The organism is Oxalicibacterium solurbis, from assembly GCF_014635845.1.
GTDB classification, from domain to species: domain Bacteria; phylum Pseudomonadota; class Gammaproteobacteria; order Burkholderiales; family Burkholderiaceae_D; genus Oxalicibacterium; species Oxalicibacterium solurbis.
Map to the genome: position 1 here is coordinate 294,542 of NZ_BMDP01000001.1, position 18,503 is coordinate 313,044.

Genomic DNA, 18,503 nt, shown 5'->3' on the forward strand with positions numbered 1-18,503 from the left:
CTCGATTTATGCACGGATTTCCGGAAATCAAATCAAAACCCGTACCTGTTACCAGTACGGGTTTTGATTACTTGTCGCAATTAGCAACCGCTATCCGTTTTGGTGATAGTTGGAGGAGTATTCGCTGCCGCAGTCTGAACATAAGCCACATTGCAGTTGGCAATAAGAGTTGTGCCATTTAGCAAAGAAATAGTTCCCGCTGTCGTCGCTGTATCAAATCCTTGGGTCGAACTAAGCGTTTTAGAAATATCAGCCGTCGTTGGATAGCCATAAGCCAGATTAATTGTCTGACCTTCCATTGTGATAGTGCCAGTAGCGTCAGTCTGGCCTTTCACCAAAGCTTGAGCATGCGCAATAGCTGCAGAAGACTGAACTGCGCCAAAAACACCATTAATTGCGGCAATACGTGCATCCTTTGTCATATCGGTAAAACGCGGAATCGCAGTAACAGCAAGAATGCCAAGAATCACAATCACAACGACCAATTCGATCAACGTGAAGCCGGCCTGTTTTTTCGAAAAAGATTGCACTTTCATTTAAAGCTCCCTTAATAAAAACAATTGAACTGTTATTCCCATCCATACGGAACGATCTGTGTAACGACTACACCCTCTACAGTTTTTCCAGCGATCGATCCGCCCTTGCCTGGAAAATCCTCATTACCCTTTACCAACTCTGTCTTGAACCGCAAATGCGGCGTTTCCTTCTTTTCCCGCTCAACTTCGCCACGATTCGAGACGAGATAAACCAGTTCGCGATCCTTCAGATCGAAATACCACTGGCCAGCCGTTACATCGTCCGGCGTGCCGAAAAACTCCCCGGCATAGTTAGCCGGCTTCTTCACCAGCCAATCAATCGGATTTTGATCAGCCAGGATCGGTGTATCCTTCAATCGGTCTTGCGTAATCAACGATGCAAACCGCAAATTCAACGCGCTCTGCAGCGTTCCCACCATCTGCTCCACAGCCGTCTTCTCTGCCATGCGCTGGTAGACTCGCAACCGATCGAGCAGCACGATTGCCAGCACACTGACGATGCAGACCACGATCACCAGCTCCAGCAGCGTGAAGCCGCTCGATGCTGCGGCAGGTCTGCCCCGCCGTATCGACATGCTCTGCTTCACCCGTGCAACGCCGCCCGGCCGAGATCCCACATCGGCAGGAACACGCCAAGCGCCAGAATCAGCACCAGGATGCCGAGGCCGATGATCAGGATCGGCTCGATTTGCGCCGACAAGGTCTTCAATTCGTAATCCACTTCGCGCTCGTACATCGCGGCGATCTCATCCATCAGGCTGTCCAGTTCACCGGTCTCTTCGCCGATGGCGATCATCTGCGTGACCACCGGCGTGAAGACGCCTGTGGTGACTGCCGTGCGCAAAATGCTCTCGCCACGCTCCACGCCGTCGCGCATCTGTTCGATGCGGGTGGCGATGTAACTGTTGTCGACCGTTTGCGCGACGACGTTCAAGCCCTGCACGATGGGCACGCCGCTCTTGCTCGATAACGCAAAACTGCGCGCGAACCGCGCCAGTGTTCCCTTCAGCATGATCTTTCCGGCGATGGGCATACGCAGCTTGAATCTGTCCCACTGATACTTGCCATGCGGCGTATCCGTATACAACTTGAAGACGACGCCCGCTCCGATCACGATCGACAGCATCACCGGCCAGTACTGTACGGTGAAATTCGAGGTGCCGATCAACAGCTTGGTCATGAACGGCAGTTCGGTCTTGAATCCGGCATAGACCTTGGCGAATGCCGGAATCACGAAAATGTTGATGATGACCATGGCCACGACCAGCGCCGCCACGACGAAGCTCGGATAACGCAAGGCGCTCTTCACGCGTTGACGCATGTCGCGGTCGAATTCCATGTAATCGAACAGGCGCAGAAAGACTTCTTCCAGCCGCCCGGTCATTTCGCCGACGCGCACCATGCTTACGTAAAACGATGAGAAGACTTTGGGATGGCGGCGCATTGCCGTGGACAGTTCGCGTCCGGCATCAAGCGATTCGCGCAAATCCTTGACGACACGCGCAAACGATTTGCTGATGGCCGATTCCTGCAATCCCGCCAGACCGCGCATGATGGGCACGCCTGCCTTCAGCAAGGTGTACATCTGGCGGCTGAACAATTGCACGTCGATAGGACGCACCTTCGGCTCGAACAGTCTCCCCCACCAGGAATCGGCATTGCCGCCTGCAGGTTTTTTGGTAGGGACGATTTCCACCGGCGTGATACCGGTGCTGAACAGTTGATCGGCAATGACGCCACTGTCCGGCCCTTCCAGAACACCCTGCAGCAATTCGCCACGCGCGTTGCGCGCCTTGTACGCAAAAAACGGCACATCGATTCCTAAAATTTCTCCATGCGCGAGGGTAAGGGAGAAACCGGTGTTGCCAGAGGGCATTTAACAATAATTAACGTAAAAGTGTTGGTGTCTCGCATCACTTATTTCCACATGGAAATTTATTCGTGCTAATTCATTTCCGTACGGAAATTAATTCGTTGCGGAAGAAATTGTGGGCAGGTTTTGTGACGAAGCAATGACCTAAAACAATCGCACTATTTTCGATGCGTGCTTTACTCGTTCATCCGAAATGAACGCAGCAAAAAATTTCACACAAAAATTTGAAAATAAAAATGCCCGTCGAAACGGGCATTGTCGTTAAGCGAAAGTCGGATCAGTCTTCAAACTGATTCGTGATGCGCATGGCTTCACTGATGGTGGTTTTCCCGCTGGTAACGAGCGATACGGCATGATGCCGCAACGTCTGCCCCGCCAGCTGTTCGCGTGCGACACGAATGAAATCGGTGTGGTCTTCGCTGTTGGCGGCATGCGCCACCGCGGATGTCATTTCCAGCATTTCATAAACACCGGTCCGGCCGCGATAGCCCGTACCGTTGCAATGCGTGCAGCCGCGCCCGTGCTTGTAGCGATGCGATGCGACTGCATCGCCCAGCTCTGTCTGCAGCCATTCCTTCTCTGCCGGCAGCGGTTCGTAATCCGTGATGCAGCTTTCGCAGATCACACGCACCAGACGCTGCGCCAGCACTGCCTGCAACGACGACGCGACCATGTAATACGGCACGCCCATGTCGAGCAGACGAATCGGCGTGCTGACGGCATCGTTGGTGTGCAGCGTGGACAGCACGAGGTGGCCGGTCAACGCGGCACGCATGCCGATCTGCGCCGTTTCCTGATCGCGCATCTCGCCGACCAGCACCACATCAGGATCCTGACGCAAGGCCGAACGCAGCACGCGCGAGAAACTGAGATCGATTTTTTCGTTGATCTGCACCTGGTTGATACCCGGCAAACGGTATTCGACCGGATCTTCCACCGTGATCAGCTTGCGTTCGGCAGTATTGAGTTCGGCCAGTGCGCCGTAGAGCGTCGTCGTCTTGCCGCTACCGGTCGGGCCGGTCACCAGCACCAGCCCGTTCGGGCGATGAATGATGCGACGCAAGCGCTTGACCATCTCGGCCGGCATGCCGATCGAATCCAGCATCAGCATGCTGCCGCCCTGGTTCAGCAGACGCATCACGACCGATTCGCCGTATTGCGTCGGCATCGTGGAAATACGCACGTCGATCTGGTGATTCCTGACGCGGATCACGAAACGTCCATCCTGCGGCAGGCGCTTTTCCGAAATGTCCAGATCGGACATCAGCTTCAGGCGCAACGCGAGCGGCGCGGCGATCTTGATATCGGCTTCGGTCTGCAGGTGCAGCACGCCGTCGATGCGGAAACGGATTTGCAGGCGGCTCTCTTGCGGTTCGATGTGGATATCCGAAGCACGTACTTGCGTTGCATCGTCGAACACCGATTGCAATAGCTTGACGACCGGCGCTTCCTCCAGCCCTGGCGCCAGTGTCTGCGCACCGAAATCGACGTGGTTGTCGCCCAGATCCTGTTCCAGCTCGCGTGCGAAATCGGTGATTTCTTCGGTGCGGCGATAGATGCGGTCGATCGCATGCAGCAGTTCGCTCTCGGTAACAACGGCCAGTTCGATGTCGCGCTTGATCGTGCGTGCGATTTCATCGTAAGCGAACAGGTCGGTCGGATCGGCCATGCCGATCAGCAGTGTGTTGCCGCGGTCTTCCAGCACGATGGCACGGAAGCGGCGCGCCACGGTTTCCGGCACCATGCGCACGGTATCCGCATGCAGGTTGTAGAACTTGATGTTGATGTAGGGGATGTCCAGCTGGCGCGCGATGGCATGCGAAATCTGCTCCTCGCTGACGAGACCGTTTTCCACGAACACGCGGCCCAGCTTGCGGCCTGTGCGCTTCTGTTCTTCCAGCGAAAAGGCCAGCTGATCTTCTGAAAGTAGTTTTTGCTGGACCAGGATTTCGCCTAGCCGAACCTTTTCGGGGCGTGCCATAGATGCCTCTTGGGGAAAATGTGCGAATGCATGCCGGACAGGGCTGAACCGGAACCACTACAACAGAGCCCATTCGGCGCCGTATTTTGAAGGAAGAATTCGGCGTACGTCAAAGGAAAGGTCCCGCATCTGACAATTGTTTGCAGATTGTTTCGTACAGCCCACACATGGCAGTTGCCGACGACAGCCTGTGCTTCCTGTATATTCTGTGGCAATTCCATCCTTGCCAGAGCGCCATGTCCGCCGAAATCCAAGCCTCGCGCAACAACGCGACATTGATCCTCACGATCTCCCATCCGGGAACACGCAATGCGATCCACCCCGACATGTTTGCCGCCGCGGTCGAAGTGCTGTCCACGGCCGAACGCGACGACTCGATACGCGCCGTCGTTCTGAACGGTGCCGATCGGTTTTTCTGTGCAGGTGGCGATCTGCACAAGCTGCTCGATCTGCGCGCTGCAGGATCGGGCGAACAGATGGATGCAGTCGACGGCCTGCGCGGCTGGATCGAAGCGATACGCGATTGCCCGAAACCGGTGATCGCCGCCGTCGAAGGCGGTGCCGCCGGTGCCGGCTTTTCGCTGGCGCTGGCCTGCGATCTGATCGTGGCCGGCAATACGGCGAAATTCGCTATGTCATACGTGAAGGTCGGTCTGACGCCGGACGGCGGCGCATCGTGGTTCCTGATGCAGTCGCTACCGCGCCAGCTGGCGACCGAGATGCTGATCGAAGGCGAACCGGTACAGGCTGCGCGCCTGCAATCGCTCGGTGTCGTCAACCGGCTGGTGCCGGACGGCAGCGTACTGGATGCCGCGCTGGACTGGGCCGACAAGCTGGCGGAACTGTCACCTCATGCAGTCGAGCGCATCAAGCTGCTGACACGCGAAGCCAGGGACAATACCTTGTCGCGCCATTTCGAAGCGGAGAAACAGCACTTCGTCGATTGCCTCAATCATCGCGATGCGCAGGAAGGCATACAATCCTTTCTCGACAAGCGCACATCACGTCGCAAGTAACACCAACTATTAATACCGCGTAAATCCCCACCTTGCAGACCGCTGCATGGCGCCGCAGGGTTTCGCTCGTATGAAAAATTCCTGCGTAAAGCAAAGATAACCGCATTTCTGCATAATCCTGTTCATTCGCGTGCTCACGCACGTATCGCTTGCCGCATCGGCAGACACAGGAGAAAAAATGATCGACGCCTATTCCACCGCCACGCCCAACGGCCACAAGATCCACATCATGCTGGAAGAATGCGGCCTGCCCTACCGGCTGCATCACATCAATATCAGCGCCGGCGATCAGTTCAAGCCGGAATTTTTGAAGATCTCGCCGAACAATAAAATTCCCGCCATCGTCGACAGCGACGGACCGGATGGCAAGCCGATGTCGCTGTTCGAATCCGGCGCCATCCTGATTTACCTGGCGAGCAAGGTGAACAAATTCCTCGGCGAAACCGACCGCGAGAAATTCACGACGCTGCAGTGGCTGATGTTCCAGATGGGCGGCGTCGGCCCGATGCTGGGCCAGGCGCATCACTTCCGCCTGTACGCGCCGGAACAGATCGACTACGCAGTCAATCGCTATACGAATGAAGCGAAGCGCCTGTACGGCGTCATCGATCGCCGTCTGGCGGAAAGCGCCTATCTCGCTGGCGACACCTATACGATCGCCGACATCGCCACCTTCCCCTGGCTGCGCTCGTGGGAAAAGCAAGGTGTCACGCTGTCCGACTATCCGCATCTCGAACGCTGGTTCCACGAGATCGCCGAACGCCCGGCGGTGAAGAAAGGCACCAGCATGCTGGTCAGCGAACGCCAGCCGATCGCAGATGCCAAATCGAAGGAGATTCTGTTCGGCGCAACGCAGTACGCCAGACGCTGATCCGGATTGTCTTTTTCCTGGAGGCGTGCCAGTCGGCGCACCCGTTCAAACATCTGGCACCCCGCTCTCAGCACCTGCAGATTCTGATCGCATTCGCGCTTCTTCTGCATCAGCAGCGTCCCAATTTGCTGCGACGTGTATTTTTTACTGAGCAGAATCAGCCGGATGTTCGGGCTGATCCCGCAATACGCCCTGGCAACCAGATACATCGGCGCGATACGGTACAGCTCGCATGCGAATGCCGTACACGCCTGGCGGTGAAAATACCAAGTAATACGGTACCGGCAACTGACGCAACGCTCTTCGCCGAAAGCCATGCCATCGCCCTCGCAGGCAATCGTCTGGAAACGCTGCCGGCCGTCATCGCGCGCGAACGGAATGCCCGCTAAAACAAAAGCGGAGCACCCACAATTTGCACAATCGCGAAAAGAATCAGGAGAAAACGGGAAAAAAGAATGAGAACAGAGAAGTGGTGCCCGGAACCGGAATCGAACCGGTACGCCGTCTCCGGCGAGAGATTTTAAGTCTCTTGTGTCTACCTATTTCACCATCCGGGCATGCCGCCATTCTAAGACAGCACGCGACAGCAGCAGAAAAAATAAAAGCGCCATCGGCGCTTTTGAGAAACTGGAGGCGGGGGTCGGAATTGAACCGGCGTCTACGGCTTTGCAGGCCGCTGCATAACCACTTTGCTACCCCGCCATGGCGGCCGTATTGTACCGCAATTGAAACATGCTGCTGCGGACAACCGATCGCTAAACTTTTACTGTCTGCGAATAAAAAAGGAAGCTTCATCAGCTTCCTTTTTTGGAAAATCTGGAGCGGGAGAAGAGTCTCGAACTCTCGACCTATACCTTGGCAAGGTATCGCTCTACCAACTGAGCTACTCCCGCATACTTACTGCTACGTCGATGGGATTACTGCGCATCCATCTATCAAAAAAAGGAAGCTTTACAGCTTCCTTCCAAGAAATCTTGGAGCGGGAGAAGAGTCTCGAACTCTCGACCTATACCTTGGCAAGGTATCGCTCTACCAACTGAGCTACTCCCGCATCGACAGGTGTGCATTATATAGAAATGCCTTTCCATGTCAAGTAATCTTGCATGGCGTCAAAGCAAATTTCCACCGCTTTCCTTGATTAATGGCCAAGCTTTTCGCAGGTAGTAAAACATCGACCACACCGTCAGCACGGCGGCGATCAGCAGCAGCCACTGGCCCCAGATACGCGTATCGAGGCCGAAGAAATTGTCGTAATAAAGCAGCATCGGAATCGCGGTCATCTGCGCCATCGTCTTGATCTTGCCCAGCGAGCTGACAGCCACCGATTTCGATGCACCGATCTGCGCCATCCATTCGCGCAGCGCCGAAATCGTGATCTCGCGGCCGATGATGATGAAGGCGATCACCGCATTGACGCGGCCGAATTCGATCAGCACCAGCAAGGCGCCGGCCACCATCAGCTTGTCAGCCACCGGATCGAGGAAGGCGCCGAAGGCCGAGGTCTGGTTCCAGCGCCGTGCGAGGAAACCGTCTATCCAGTCCGTCAATGCCGCGACGATGAAGATCAGCGTGGATGCCAAGCTCTTGTCGAACGGCCCCAGCCACGAATCGGGCAGGTACAGCACGCCGACCATCAGCGGAATCAGCGCCACACGCAGCCAGGTAAGAAGAATAGGAATATTGACGGGCATATCGGACTTCAGTTTGATGGACAGGCACGATCCGCGATCGCGCACCCGTAATCTAATGCAATTGTCTGTAAATGTCTTCAGCCAATTGACGAGAAATGCCTTCGACCGACGCCAGCTCCTCGACGCTGGCATCCATCACGCCGCGCAATCCACCGAAGCGCGCCAGCAGTTTCTGCCGCCGCTTGGCGCCTACACCCTCGATTTCTTCCAGCCGCGAGGTCTGTCTTGCCTTGGCGCGCTTGGCCCGCATACCGGTAATTGCAAAGCGGTGCGCTTCGTCGCGGATTTGCGCGATCAGCATCAGCGCGCCGGATTCCTTGCCGAGTTCCTGCGGCGTGCGACCGTCAACGAACACCAGCGTTTCCAGTCCGACCTTGCGCCCCTCGCCTTTCGCCACGCCGACGATCAGGCTGATATCCAGCCCCAGTTCGACGAAGACCTGGCGCGCGATCTCGACCTGGCCTTTACCGCCGTCGATCAGCACCACGTCCGGCATCACGCCGTCGCCGTTGGCAACTTTTTCATAACGGCGTGTCAACACCTGCCGCATCGCCGCGTAATCGTCGCCGGGCGTGATGTCGTTGATGTTGTAGCGGCGATATTCGCCGTTCTGCATCACGTGATGATGGAACACCACGCACGATGCCTGTGTCGCTTCGCCCTGCGTGTGGCTGATGTCGAAGCATTCGACACGGAAGGCATCAAGTTCTTCGATTTCGATGCCGAGCGCCTCTACCAGCAAGCGCGTGCGCGTCTGCTGCGATCCCTGTTCGGACAGCAAACGCGCCAATGCAATTTCGGCGCCCTTCTGCGCCATTTCCAACCATTGCCGGCGCGATGCCTGCGGCTGGAAAATCAGGTTGATGCGATGGCCGCATTGCTCCATCAAGGCCAGCATCAGTTCCGGCGCATCGACTTCAACATTCAGAATCAGCGTGGACGGGATGAACTTGTCGATGTAATGCTGCGCGAGGAAAGCCTTCATCACTTCCGACGTCAACGACTCCTCGGCGCCGGTTGGCACACTATCCACATGCGTCGGGAAATAGGCGCGATCGCCCAGATGCCGCCCGCCGCGCACCATCGCCAGATTCACGCAAGCACGGCCGCCGTGCACGACGACGGCGATGATGTCGATGTCGGCATCGCCGACGGTTTCCATGCTCTGCTGATGCAGCACACGCGACAATGCCGTGATCTGGTTGCGCACGGCGGCGGCCTGCTCGAACTTCAGTTCTTCCGCATAGGCCAGCATCTTTGCCTGCAGCGCTTCCAGCACTTCGCTCTGCCGGCCGCGCAGGAAACGCGCGGCGTTTTCCACGTCGGCTGCGTAATCCTCCTGCGAGACGAAGTCGACACACGGCGCGCTGCAGCGATGGATCTGGTGCAGCAGGCAGGGACGCGTACGGTTGGCGTACACCGAATCCTCGCAGGTGCGCAGCAGGAACACCTTCTGCAGAATCTGCATCGATTCCTTGACCGCCCAGCCGCTGGGAAACGGGCCGAAGTACTGGTTCTTCTTGTCGACTGCGCCGCGGTAATACGCCATGCGCGGAAACGCGTCGCCGGTGATCTTCAGGTAGGGATACGACTTGTCGTCGCGGAACAGGATGTTGTAGCGCGGCTGCTGCGTCTTGATCAGGTTGTTTTCCAGCAGCAGCGCTTCGGCCTCGCTGCGCGTGACCGTGGTTTCCAGCCGCGCGATGCGCTCGACCATCAGAGCCGTGCGCGGGCTGGCAATGTTCTTCTGGAAGTAGCTGGAAACGCGCTTCTTCAGTTCGCGCGCCTTGCCGACGTACAGCAGATTGCCTTCCGCATCGTAATAGCGATAGACGCCGGGCAGATTCGGCAGCTTCGCCACCGTCTGCAGCAGTATCTCACGCGGGTCTGGCGCTTCGATGTCGGACGTCACCGTCATGCGTCTCCGTCGTTCCTTTATCTTTTCTATCGTTTCGCTGCTAGCCGCGCGCAGAAGATGCCAGCGCCAGCGCAGTCTTGCGCGCTGCCTGATAGCGCGGCTCACGTTGCAATACATCCCATTCCAGCGACGGCGATTGCGGCATCAGTGCCGCAATGCGCGCTGCCGAACGCGAGCTCGCCCAGTCCTTGCCCGGCTTCAGTTCCGCCAGCAGACGATCGGCCTTGTCCGGCGAATTGCAGATCAGCACCATGTCGCAGCCGGCATCCAGTGCCGCGTTCGCCCCTTCAACCACACTGCCCGCGACACTCGCGCCTTCCATGCTGAGATCGTCGCTGAAGATGATGCCGTCGAAGCCGAAATCGCGGCGCAGCATTGTCAGCCACTTACGTGAGAAGCCTGCTGGATGTTTATCGACCTTCGGATAGATCACGTGCGCCGGCATCACGCCTGCGAGGCCGAGACCCAGCCAGCCGTAAGGCGCGGCATCTTCGGCAAGAATATCTTTCAGCTCGCGTTCGTCAACCGGGATTTCCAGATGCGAATCGGCCTTCACGAAACCGTGGCCAGGAAAATGCTTGCCGCAGTTCAGCATGCCGGCCAGCGCAAGGCCATGATTCAGGCTCTTCGCCAGCAAGGCGACGACACGCGCATCACGATGAAAGGCACGGTCGCCAATCACGCCCGATTCGCCGTAATCCAGATCGAGCACCGGCGTGAACGACAGGTCGACGCCGCAAGCACGGAGTTCGGCCGCCAGCACGTAGCCGACGTCGGTCGCCGCCTTCGTCGCGGCCAGCACGTCGCGATCCCACAACTCGCCCAGCTTGCGCATTGCCGGCAGGTGTGTGAAGCCGTCCGTCTTGAAGCGCTGCACGCGTCCACCTTCATGATCGACGGCGATCGGCAGGCCGGGACGTACGTCATGAATCGCTGCGGTCAATGCCGTCAGTTGTGCACGGTCGCGATAGTTGCGCGCGAACAGGATCACGCCGCCGGTCAGCGGATGGCGGATGCGCCGGATGTCGTCGTCGTTCAGCTCAGTGCCGACCACGTCGAGCATGACGGGGCCGAGCTGCGCACGCTTTACTGCCGCATTCATTACTGCTGTGTTCATTCTTTCTCCACGATCACAAAGGCAACGGCGTATTCGGTCTCGTCGGTGATCGAGACCTGCGCCGTCAGTCCGTTATCCTGCATGTATTGTTCGAGTGCGCCGCTGGTGACGACGATGGGCTTGCCGCTCGGTGCGTTCAACGTCTGCATCGCACGCCACGTCATCGGCATGTGGATGCCAAGGCCGATCGCTTTTGAGAATGCTTCCTTGGCAGCAAAGCGTGTCGCCAGAAATCGCAAGCCGCGCGCTTCCACCTTTGCCTTGCGGCGATGGTATTTCTGTAGTTCTTCGACGCCGAGGATGCGTTCGGCAAAACGGTCGCCGTAACGGTCCAGCGCGGCCTGGATGCGATCAATCTGGATGATGTCGGTGCCGATGCCGTAGATCACCGCTTCTGCCCTTCCAGTCGCGATGCGATCATGATGGCCTTCATCTCGCGCACAGCATTCTGCCAGCCGGCGAAAACCGCGTGCGCGACGATCGCATGGCCGATGTTCAATTCGGCAATATCCGGAATCGCAGCGATTGCCTGCACGTTCGTATAGTGCAAGCCATGACCGGCATTGACCTTTAGTCCGCGCAATACGCCTTCGCGCACGCCGGCTTCGATGCGCTGCAATTCGCCGCGCGCTTCCAGTTCGGCATGCGCATCGGCGTAGCGGCCCGTGTGCAGTTCGATGACCGGTGCGCCGGCTTCGGCTGCAGCCTGAATCTGATCCGTATCGGCATCGATGAACAGGCTGACGCGTATGCCCTCGGCCTGCAGCTGCTTCACTGCGGCGCTCACCTGCGAGAAATAGCGGACCACGTCCAGCCCGCCTTCGGTCGTCACCTCCTCGCGCCGTTCCGGTACCAGGCAGACATCCTGCGGCTTGATACGGCAGGCAAAGTCGATCATCTCCTGCGTTACTGCCGATTCCAGGTTCATGCGCGTGCGCAATTGCGGCCGGATTTTTTCGACGTCCGCATCCTTGATGTGCCGTCGGTCTTCGCGCAGGTGCAGCGTGATCGCATCGGCGCCGGCATCCTCGGCCAGCAAGGCTGCCTGCAGCGGATCGGGATAGACGGTGCCGCGCGCATTGCGCAACGTGGCGACGTGATCGATATTGATGCCGAGTTCGAGGATGGGGTTATTCGGTTGCAGAAAACTCATCGTTGCGATGTCCTGTCAAAGCTGTAGCAGATCGATCAGGATCTGCCGCGTGTTCAAGGTGGCGCCATGCAGATGATGGGCAAGCAGGAAGCGCATCAGAAACTTGCCCTGCGTCTGCGTGGCGGCATCCGTATAGTCTTCATTTTCCATATCCAGCAGCGTCTTGCCGGACACGCGCGGCCAGGTATCGGCAGCATATGCCGGGCGCGGCCCGCGTTCCGGATCAACCACATACATTTGCGCGGGATCGACCGTTTCACCACTCGCCGTGCAGCGCGTCCAGTCGGCCGCCACGCCACATTCCTTCAATAGCAGGCGTTCGAACTTGCGCAACACGACAGTCGCCGGCTCATCGTGCGCCAACTGGTTCAAGGCACTGACGTAATGATCGAACAGCGCCGGATGCGGATCGTCGCGCGCCAGCAATTTGACCAGCAATTCGTTCAGGTAGAAGCCGCACAGCAGCGCGGATTTCTCCAGCGGCAGCAGGCCACCTACCCATTCGGCACCAATCAACGTACGCACTTCGGCTCTGCCGCTCCACGACACCGACAGCGGCTGGAAAGTCTGCAACGCACCGCGCAACTTCGAATGCGGCCGCTTGGCGCCTTTTGCCACCAGCGCGACACGGCCATGATCGCGCGAGAAGACGTCGACGATCAGGCTGGTTTCTTTGTAGGGATAGCTGTGCAGCACGAAGCCGGGCTGGTCGGCGATGCGCATTTCCTTTTCGGGCGGACGTGCGCGGCGTACGGAAGTTTTCGCCGTTTTCTTTTCTGCAGCCGATTTGGCTTCAGCCGCGGGCGCGATGGCCGGGCCATCGTGCGGCATGTCTTGGGTTGGAGATTTGACGGCGGCGAGTCCGGCCATGGCGGAATTTATTCGTAGCCGTAGGCGCGCAGACCGGCTTCGTTGTCGGCCCAGCCCGATTTGACCTTGACCCAGATTTCCAGATACACCGGGCCGCCGAACAGACGCTCCATGTCGAGCCGCGCCTGCGTGGAGATTTCCTTCAGCTTGGCGCCGCGCGCACCGATCACCATCGCCTTGTGCATATCGCGCTCGACGAGAATGGCTGCGAAAACACGACGCAGATTGCCTTCCTGCAAGAATTGTTCGATGACGACGGTGCTGGTGTACGGCAATTCCTCGCCGACGAAGCGGAACACTTTCTCGCGCACGATTTCCGCCGCGAGGAATTTTTCGCTGCGGTCGGTGATGTCGTCTTCGCCGAAGACTGGCGGATTTTCCGGCAGGTACTTGCGGATTTCATCCTGCAGGATACCGAGCTGGAAGCGTTGCTTGGCCGAGACTGGCACCACGGCAGCGAAATCGCGCTTCGCAGCGACCTGCTGCGCAAACGGCATCAGCTCGGCCTTGTCCTTGACGCGATCCGACTTGTTGAGCACGAGGATGCACGGCACCTTGGCCGGCAACAGATCGATAACCTGCTGATCGGCCGGGCCGAATGTGCCCGCCTCGACCACATACAGAATCACGTCTGCCGCGGTCAGCGTGGTCGTGACGGTACGATTCAGCGTGCGATTCAGTGCATTCGAATGACGCGTCTGGAAACCGGGCGTATCGACGTAGACGAACTGCGCATCGTCCGTGGTCTGGATACCGGTGATGCGATGGCGTGTGGTTTGCGCCTTGCGCGACGTGATGCTGACCTTGGCGCCGATCAACTCGTTCATCAGCGTGGATTTGCCGACATTGGGACGGCCGACGATGGCGATGTAGCCGCACCGGAATGAAGACGGTACTGCGGAAGATTGCGCTGCGGATTCGGTCATGCAGTTTTGGAATGAGAAACGGTTGAGGAAGCATCGGACTTGTCCTTTGCTTCCGGTTCGGCGATCAGGCTTTTCTGACTGCCGTCTTCCACCGGAGCCTTGGCTTCCGGTTTGCTTGTCTTTTGTTCCGCCTTGGTTTTGGCCGGCTTGGCAATATCGTCCTGCGGCGCATCTGGTTGCACAGTCGCAATACCCGCCAGCTTCAGTTGCGCAGTACGCGGCCGGGTTTTACGGCTGCCGGCAGGCGATTTCGCCAGTGCCGCGTGCACGGCTTCCAGCGCCAGCTTGGCAGCGGCCTGCTCGCCGGCGCGGCGGCTGCCGCCAGTGCCGAAGACCTGAATATCCAGCTTGGGGACCAGGCATTCGATCTCGAATTCCTGATTGTGCGCAGCACCATGCGTGGCGACGACGTTGTATTGCGGCAGCGGAATCTTCTTGCCCTGCAGGAATTCCTGCAGCAGCGTCTTGGCATCCTTGCCCAGTGTTTTCGGATCGACGGTATCGAGAATCGGAATGTACAGAGCGCGGATGACGTCGCGCGCCGCATCGAATCCTGCATCCAGAAAGATCGCGCCGAACAGCGCTTCCAGCGTATCGGCCAGGATCGATGGACGACGGAAGCCGCCGGATTTCAGCTCCCCTTCGCCCAGTCGCAGGAAGTGCGACAACTCCAGGCGCTGTGCGATTTCATACAGGGACTGCTGCTTGACGAGATTGGCGCGCAGTCGCGACAGGTCGCCTTCGTCGATTTTCGTGTAGCGGTCGAACAGCAGCGATGCCACGACGCAATTCAGGATGGAGTCGCCGAGGAATTCCAGGCGCTCGTTATGCACGCCGCTATGGCTGCGATGCGTCAGTGCCTGCTGCAGCAGGGCTGCATCCTTGAACGTGTGGCCTAGCCGGGTTTGCAATAACGTCACATCCATTTTCTATCGCTTCGAACTTTCTTCGCCGGCCCATGGCACGGCAGTTGTCGGCTACCGGTCCGTGGTGGAACCGGCGTAGTCAATCAGCAGGCTGACCGGCCCGACAAGCGGAATCACCTTCTGGTACCCAAAGCTGATTTCCGCATCGTCGCCGTTCTTGACGATCGTCAGATCCTTGCCGTCGATCGCATCGATATAGCCGACTTCCGCCTGGCGGTTGAAGGCGGCGCGCATTTCGGGAACCGAGCCACCCTCCGCCTTGATGCTGGCGATCGCCTTCTTGATCGACATGTATTCGGTAAATGTCGGCACCACCTTCATCGCCATCACGGCAATGAATCCCACGATCGCCAGCAACACGATCAATCCGGTCAGGGACAGCCCCTGCTGGTTGCGACGGACGTGAGACGACAATGCCACCATGACTATGCTCCCTGATCGTAATTATTGAAAGCTGCCGATACGGCCGATGCTGCCCAGGTTCATCCAGATGAAAAATGCCTTTCCGACAATATTTCCATCCGGCACAAAGCCCCAGTAGCGGCTGTCCAGACTGTTATCCCGATTATCACCCATCATGAAATATTGTCCAGCGGGGACCTTGCAGGTGAATCCGTCGGCATCGTAGTTGCACAGCTCGCGATTCGGGAAGTCGTGCGGATTCGGCACATAGGACGGCGCACGCGGATTGATCAGGATGCCGTGGTTCACGCCGTTCAGGTTTTCGGTGTAATGCTTGAAGTAGTTGAGGCTTTCCTCGTCCAGGTAATCCGACAGCGGCTTGTAGCTGACCGGCTTGCCGTTGACGATCAGATGCTTGTCGCGGTAAACGACGGTATCGCCCGGAACGCCGACCACGCGCTTGATGTAGTCCAGCGACGGATTTTCCGGGTACTTGAAGACCATCACGTCGCCACGCTGCGGATTGCCAATCTCGATGACCTTCTTGTTGATGATCGGCAGGCGGATACCGTAGATGTATTTGTTGACCAGAATCAGGTCGCCGACTTCCAGCGTCGGCAGCATCGACGTCGACGGAATCTTGAACGGTTCGTACAGGAAGGAGCGCAGCACAAACACCAACAGGATCACCGGAAAGAAACTGCCCGAATATTCGATCCAGGTCGGCTGGCGCGTCAGACTGGCCTGCAGCGCGGCGCGGCCACCGTTGTCCGCCTTGATGCCGTCGCCGGCCAGCTTCGCCTGGCGTGCATCGAATTCCGCCAGCACCGCATCGGCACGCGCGCGGCGCTTTTTCGCCAGATAGAGCTTGTCGAGGAACCAGATGATGCCGGTGACGACCGTCAGGACGAACAGGATCAGAGAGAAATTGCCGAGGATGTCTTGCAAGGTCATTTTTCTTCCACTTGTAGGATGGCAAGGAAGGCTTCCTGCGGAATCTCCACCGAACCAACCTGTTTCATGCGTTTCTTGCCGGCCTTCTGTTTTTCCAGCAGCTTGCGCTTACGGGTGATATCGCCGCCGTAGCACTTTGCCAGCACGTTCTTGCGCATCGCCTTGACGTTCTCGCGCGAGATGATGTTGGAGCCGATCGCCGCCTGGATCGCCACGTCGAACATCTGGCGCGGGATCAGCTCGCGCATCTTGGCCGCCACTGCACGCCCGCGGTACTGGCTGTTGGCGCGGTGCACGATGATCGCCAGCGCATCGACCTTCTCGCTGTTGATCAGCATATCGACCTTGACGACGTCGGAGGCACGATATTCCTTGAACTCGTAATCCATCGACGCATAACCGCGCGAGGTGGACTTCAACTTGTCAAAGAAATCCAGCACGATCTCCGCCATCGGCATTTCGTAGACCAGCTTGACCTGCTTGCCGTGGTAGTTCATGTCCATCTGGATACCGCGCTTCTGCGTGCACAAGGTAATGACGGAGCCGACATACTCCTGCGGCATGTACAGATTGACGGTGACGATCGGCTCGCGGATTTCCTCGATCTTGGACGGATCCGGCATCTTCGACGGATTATCGACCATGAGGATCGAACCGTCGCGCATCACCACCTCGTAAATGACCGTAGGCGCAGTGGTGATCAGGTCCATGTCGAACTCGCGTTCGAGGCGTTCCTGCACGATTTCCATGTGCAGCAGGCCAAGGAAGCCGCAGCGGAAGCCGAAACCGAGCGCCTGCGAGACCTCCGGTTCGTACATCAGCGCCGCATCGTTCAGCTTGAGTTTTTCCAGCGAGTCGCGCAGCGCGTCGTACTGGTTCGCTTCGACCGGAAACAGGCCGGCAAACACCTGCGGCTGCACTTCCTTGAAGCCGGGCAGCGGCGCCGGCGCCGGCTGGCTGGCCAGCGTGACGGTATCGCCGACCTTGGCAGCCTTCAATTCCTTGATGCCGGCGATGATGAAACCGACCTGGCCGGCAGTCAGCGATTCGCGCGCCACCGATTTCGGTGTGAACACGCCGACGCTTTCCACCAGATGCATCGATTCGGTCGCCATCAGGCGAATCTTGTCCTTCGGGCGCAAGGTGCCGTTCTTCACGCGCACCAGCATCACGACACCGACGTAGTTGTCGAACCAGGAATCGACGATCAGCGCCTGCAGCGGCGCACCGGGATCGCCTTGCGGCGGCGGCACTTTTGCAATCAGCGACTCCAGCACATCTGCCACGCCCAGGCCGGTCTTGGCCGAGCAATGCACGGCATCACTGGCATCGATGCCGATCACTTCCTCGATCTCGCCGCTGGCACGTTCCGGATCGGCCGACGGCAGGTCGATCTTGTTCAGGACCGGTACGACTTCCACGCCCAGATCGAGGGCGGTATAGCAGTTGGCCACCGTCTGCGCCTCGACGCCTTGCGATGCATCGACCACCAGCAGCGCGCCTTCGCAGGCCGACAGCGAACGGCTGACTTCGTAGCTGAAGTCGACGTGGCCCGGCGTATCGATCAGGTTCAGGTTGTAGACCTGGCCGTCCTTCGCCTTGTAGGTCAGCGCGGCGGTCTGCGCCTTGATGGTGATGCCACGCTCGCGCTCGATGTCCATCGAGTCGAGAACCTGCGCCTCCATCTCACGATCCGACAGGCCACCGCACAGTTGGATGATGCGATCGGCAAGCGTCGATTTGCCATGGTCGATGTGGGCGATGATGGAAAAATTGCGGATGTTGTTCATTAACCGGATGACAATTACAAAAAAAGCGCTCCGTGCGGGGTTGCCCCCGGCGGCGAGCGCCTTGTTACAGAGGATGACGGCCCCGGCATTCTACCGGATTTCAGAGGGGAAAGCCGGTAATTCGCCATCCGAATGTTTCCATTGCAACAACGATCGGGACCATGCCGGCGAACTGTTTCAATCATTCGCCAGAAAAGCGCGCACCGCCGCTTCATCCAGAAAATAGTGGCAAAGCTGTCGCGCCGGTCCGTTATCCCGACTGGCGGTCAGCACCGGTACCAGCTCGTCATAGCGCGCGACTAATGCTTCGTCGGCATCCACATCGATGACCTCGATCGTATGCGCCTGCTCCATCGACAATGCCGATAGAGCCGCCAGCATGTCGTCGCACAAGTGGCAATAGGTGCGCGAATACAGCATGAAGCGAATCACGACGGCACCATCCCCGTCGGCGAAGCACAAACGTGAAAGCAGATGCA

General features: G+C 58.2%; 18 protein-coding genes and 4 tRNA genes. 2 read left to right on the plus strand and 20 right to left on the minus strand.

All coding sequences use genetic code 11. The annotated features are described in order from the left end of the window. Positions 1-80: 80 nt before the first annotated feature. The 4 genes from IEV40_RS14715 to IEV40_RS01405 all read right to left on the minus strand — a co-directional run bounded on the left by IEV40_RS14715 (position 81) and on the right by IEV40_RS01405 (position 4,390). A complete protein-coding gene (locus IEV40_RS14715) occupies positions 81-536 on the minus strand; it encodes a type II secretion system protein (protein ID WP_188419183.1) in 456 nt (151 codons plus the stop codon). A 32-nt stretch (positions 537-568) separates the two neighbouring features. Further along, positions 569-1,123 carry a type II secretion system protein gene (locus IEV40_RS01395; RefSeq protein WP_188419184.1) on the minus strand — a complete coding sequence of 185 codons (555 nt, stop codon included), beginning with the start codon at positions 1,121-1,123 and terminating at the stop codon, positions 569-571. Continuing rightward, complete coding sequence (locus IEV40_RS01400; RefSeq protein WP_188419185.1) at positions 1,120-2,349, minus strand: type II secretion system F family protein; 1,230 nt, start codon at positions 2,347-2,349, stop codon at positions 1,120-1,122. Before IEV40_RS01400 ends, IEV40_RS01395 begins: the two co-directional genes overlap by 4 nt. A 337-nt stretch (positions 2,350-2,686) precedes the next feature. Continuing rightward, on the minus strand, positions 2,687-4,390 hold the full coding sequence (locus IEV40_RS01405; protein ID WP_188419186.1) for a GspE/PulE family protein: 1,704 nt from the start codon (positions 4,388-4,390) through the stop codon (positions 2,687-2,689). Positions 4,391-4,626: 236 nt separating this feature from the next. Here IEV40_RS01405 and IEV40_RS01410 point away from each other — a divergent pair, with 236 nt between their 5' ends. Both IEV40_RS01410 and IEV40_RS01415 read left to right on the plus strand, forming a co-directional pair. Then, positions 4,627-5,406: an oxepin-CoA hydrolase, alternative type gene (locus IEV40_RS01410; protein ID WP_188419187.1), complete on the plus strand. Its 780-nt coding sequence runs from the start codon at positions 4,627-4,629 to the stop codon at positions 5,404-5,406. A gap of 178 nt (positions 5,407-5,584) precedes the next feature. After that, positions 5,585-6,277 (plus strand): glutathione binding-like protein, encoded by a 693-nt coding sequence (locus IEV40_RS01415; protein WP_188419188.1) that lies wholly within the window; start codon positions 5,585-5,587, stop codon positions 6,275-6,277. A 470-nt stretch (positions 6,278-6,747) separates the two neighbouring features. Here the strand turns inward: IEV40_RS01415 and IEV40_RS01420 are convergent. The 16 genes from IEV40_RS01420 to IEV40_RS01495 form a co-directional block, all read right to left on the minus strand. Next, positions 6,748-6,834 (minus strand) — tRNA-Leu (locus IEV40_RS01420). 71 nt (positions 6,835-6,905) lie between these two features. Further along, a tRNA-Cys gene (locus IEV40_RS01425) sits at positions 6,906-6,979 on the minus strand. Between the two features lie 115 nt (positions 6,980-7,094). Continuing rightward, positions 7,095-7,170, minus strand: a tRNA-Gly gene (locus tag IEV40_RS01430). Positions 7,171-7,252: 82 nt separating this feature from the next. Further along, positions 7,253-7,328: transfer RNA gene (locus tag IEV40_RS01435), tRNA-Gly, on the minus strand. 58 nt (positions 7,329-7,386) lie between these two features. Further along, positions 7,387-7,968, minus strand: coding sequence for a CDP-diacylglycerol--glycerol-3-phosphate 3-phosphatidyltransferase (gene pgsA / locus IEV40_RS01440; protein WP_188419189.1), 582 nt, complete (start codon positions 7,966-7,968; stop codon positions 7,387-7,389). A gap of 52 nt (positions 7,969-8,020) precedes the next feature. Continuing rightward, positions 8,021-9,886: an excinuclease ABC subunit UvrC gene (gene uvrC / locus IEV40_RS01445; protein WP_188419190.1), complete on the minus strand. Its 1,866-nt coding sequence runs from the start codon at positions 9,884-9,886 to the stop codon at positions 8,021-8,023. A 40-nt stretch (positions 9,887-9,926) separates the two neighbouring features. Continuing rightward, positions 9,927-10,988, minus strand: coding sequence for a beta-N-acetylhexosaminidase (nagZ, locus tag IEV40_RS01450; protein ID WP_188419955.1), 1,062 nt, complete (start codon positions 10,986-10,988; stop codon positions 9,927-9,929). 11 nt (positions 10,989-10,999) lie between these two features. Further along, the gene (acpS, locus tag IEV40_RS01455; protein WP_188419191.1) at positions 11,000-11,392 is read right to left on the minus strand and encodes a holo-ACP synthase; all 393 of its coding nucleotides are present in this window, start codon (positions 11,390-11,392) and stop codon (positions 11,000-11,002) included. After that, positions 11,389-12,156 carry a pyridoxine 5'-phosphate synthase gene (gene pdxJ, locus IEV40_RS01460; protein WP_188419192.1) on the minus strand — a complete coding sequence of 256 codons (768 nt, stop codon included), beginning with the start codon at positions 12,154-12,156 and terminating at the stop codon, positions 11,389-11,391. Before pdxJ ends, acpS begins: the two co-directional genes overlap by 4 nt. Before the next feature lie 15 nt (positions 12,157-12,171). Further along, complete coding sequence (gene recO, locus IEV40_RS01465; protein ID WP_188419193.1) at positions 12,172-13,026, minus strand: DNA repair protein RecO; 855 nt, start codon at positions 13,024-13,026, stop codon at positions 12,172-12,174. Positions 13,027-13,034: 8 nt separating this feature from the next. Next, a complete protein-coding gene (gene era, locus IEV40_RS01470) occupies positions 13,035-13,952 on the minus strand; it encodes a GTPase Era (RefSeq protein ID WP_188419194.1) in 918 nt (305 codons plus the stop codon). Continuing rightward, positions 13,949-14,878, minus strand: coding sequence for a ribonuclease III (rnc, locus tag IEV40_RS01475; RefSeq protein WP_188419195.1), 930 nt, complete (start codon positions 14,876-14,878; stop codon positions 13,949-13,951). Before rnc ends, era begins: the two co-directional genes overlap by 4 nt. Positions 14,879-14,929: 51 nt before the next feature. Then, positions 14,930-15,301, minus strand: a complete 372-nt coding sequence (locus IEV40_RS01480) for a DUF4845 domain-containing protein (protein WP_188419196.1) — start codon at positions 15,299-15,301, stop codon at positions 14,930-14,932. Positions 15,302-15,322: 21 nt separating this feature from the next. Beyond that, the gene (gene lepB / locus IEV40_RS01485; RefSeq protein WP_188419197.1) at positions 15,323-16,234 is read right to left on the minus strand and encodes a signal peptidase I; all 912 of its coding nucleotides are present in this window, start codon (positions 16,232-16,234) and stop codon (positions 15,323-15,325) included. Next, on the minus strand, positions 16,231-18,024 hold the full coding sequence (lepA, locus tag IEV40_RS01490; RefSeq protein WP_188419198.1) for a translation elongation factor 4: 1,794 nt from the start codon (positions 18,022-18,024) through the stop codon (positions 16,231-16,233). The genes lepB and lepA overlap by 4 nt, the downstream gene beginning before the upstream one ends. A 177-nt stretch (positions 18,025-18,201) precedes the next feature. Next, entirely contained in the window at positions 18,202-18,456 is a 255-nt protein-coding gene (locus tag IEV40_RS01495; RefSeq protein WP_229723903.1) for a glutaredoxin family protein, read from the minus strand. Positions 18,457-18,503 lie beyond the last annotated feature (47 nt).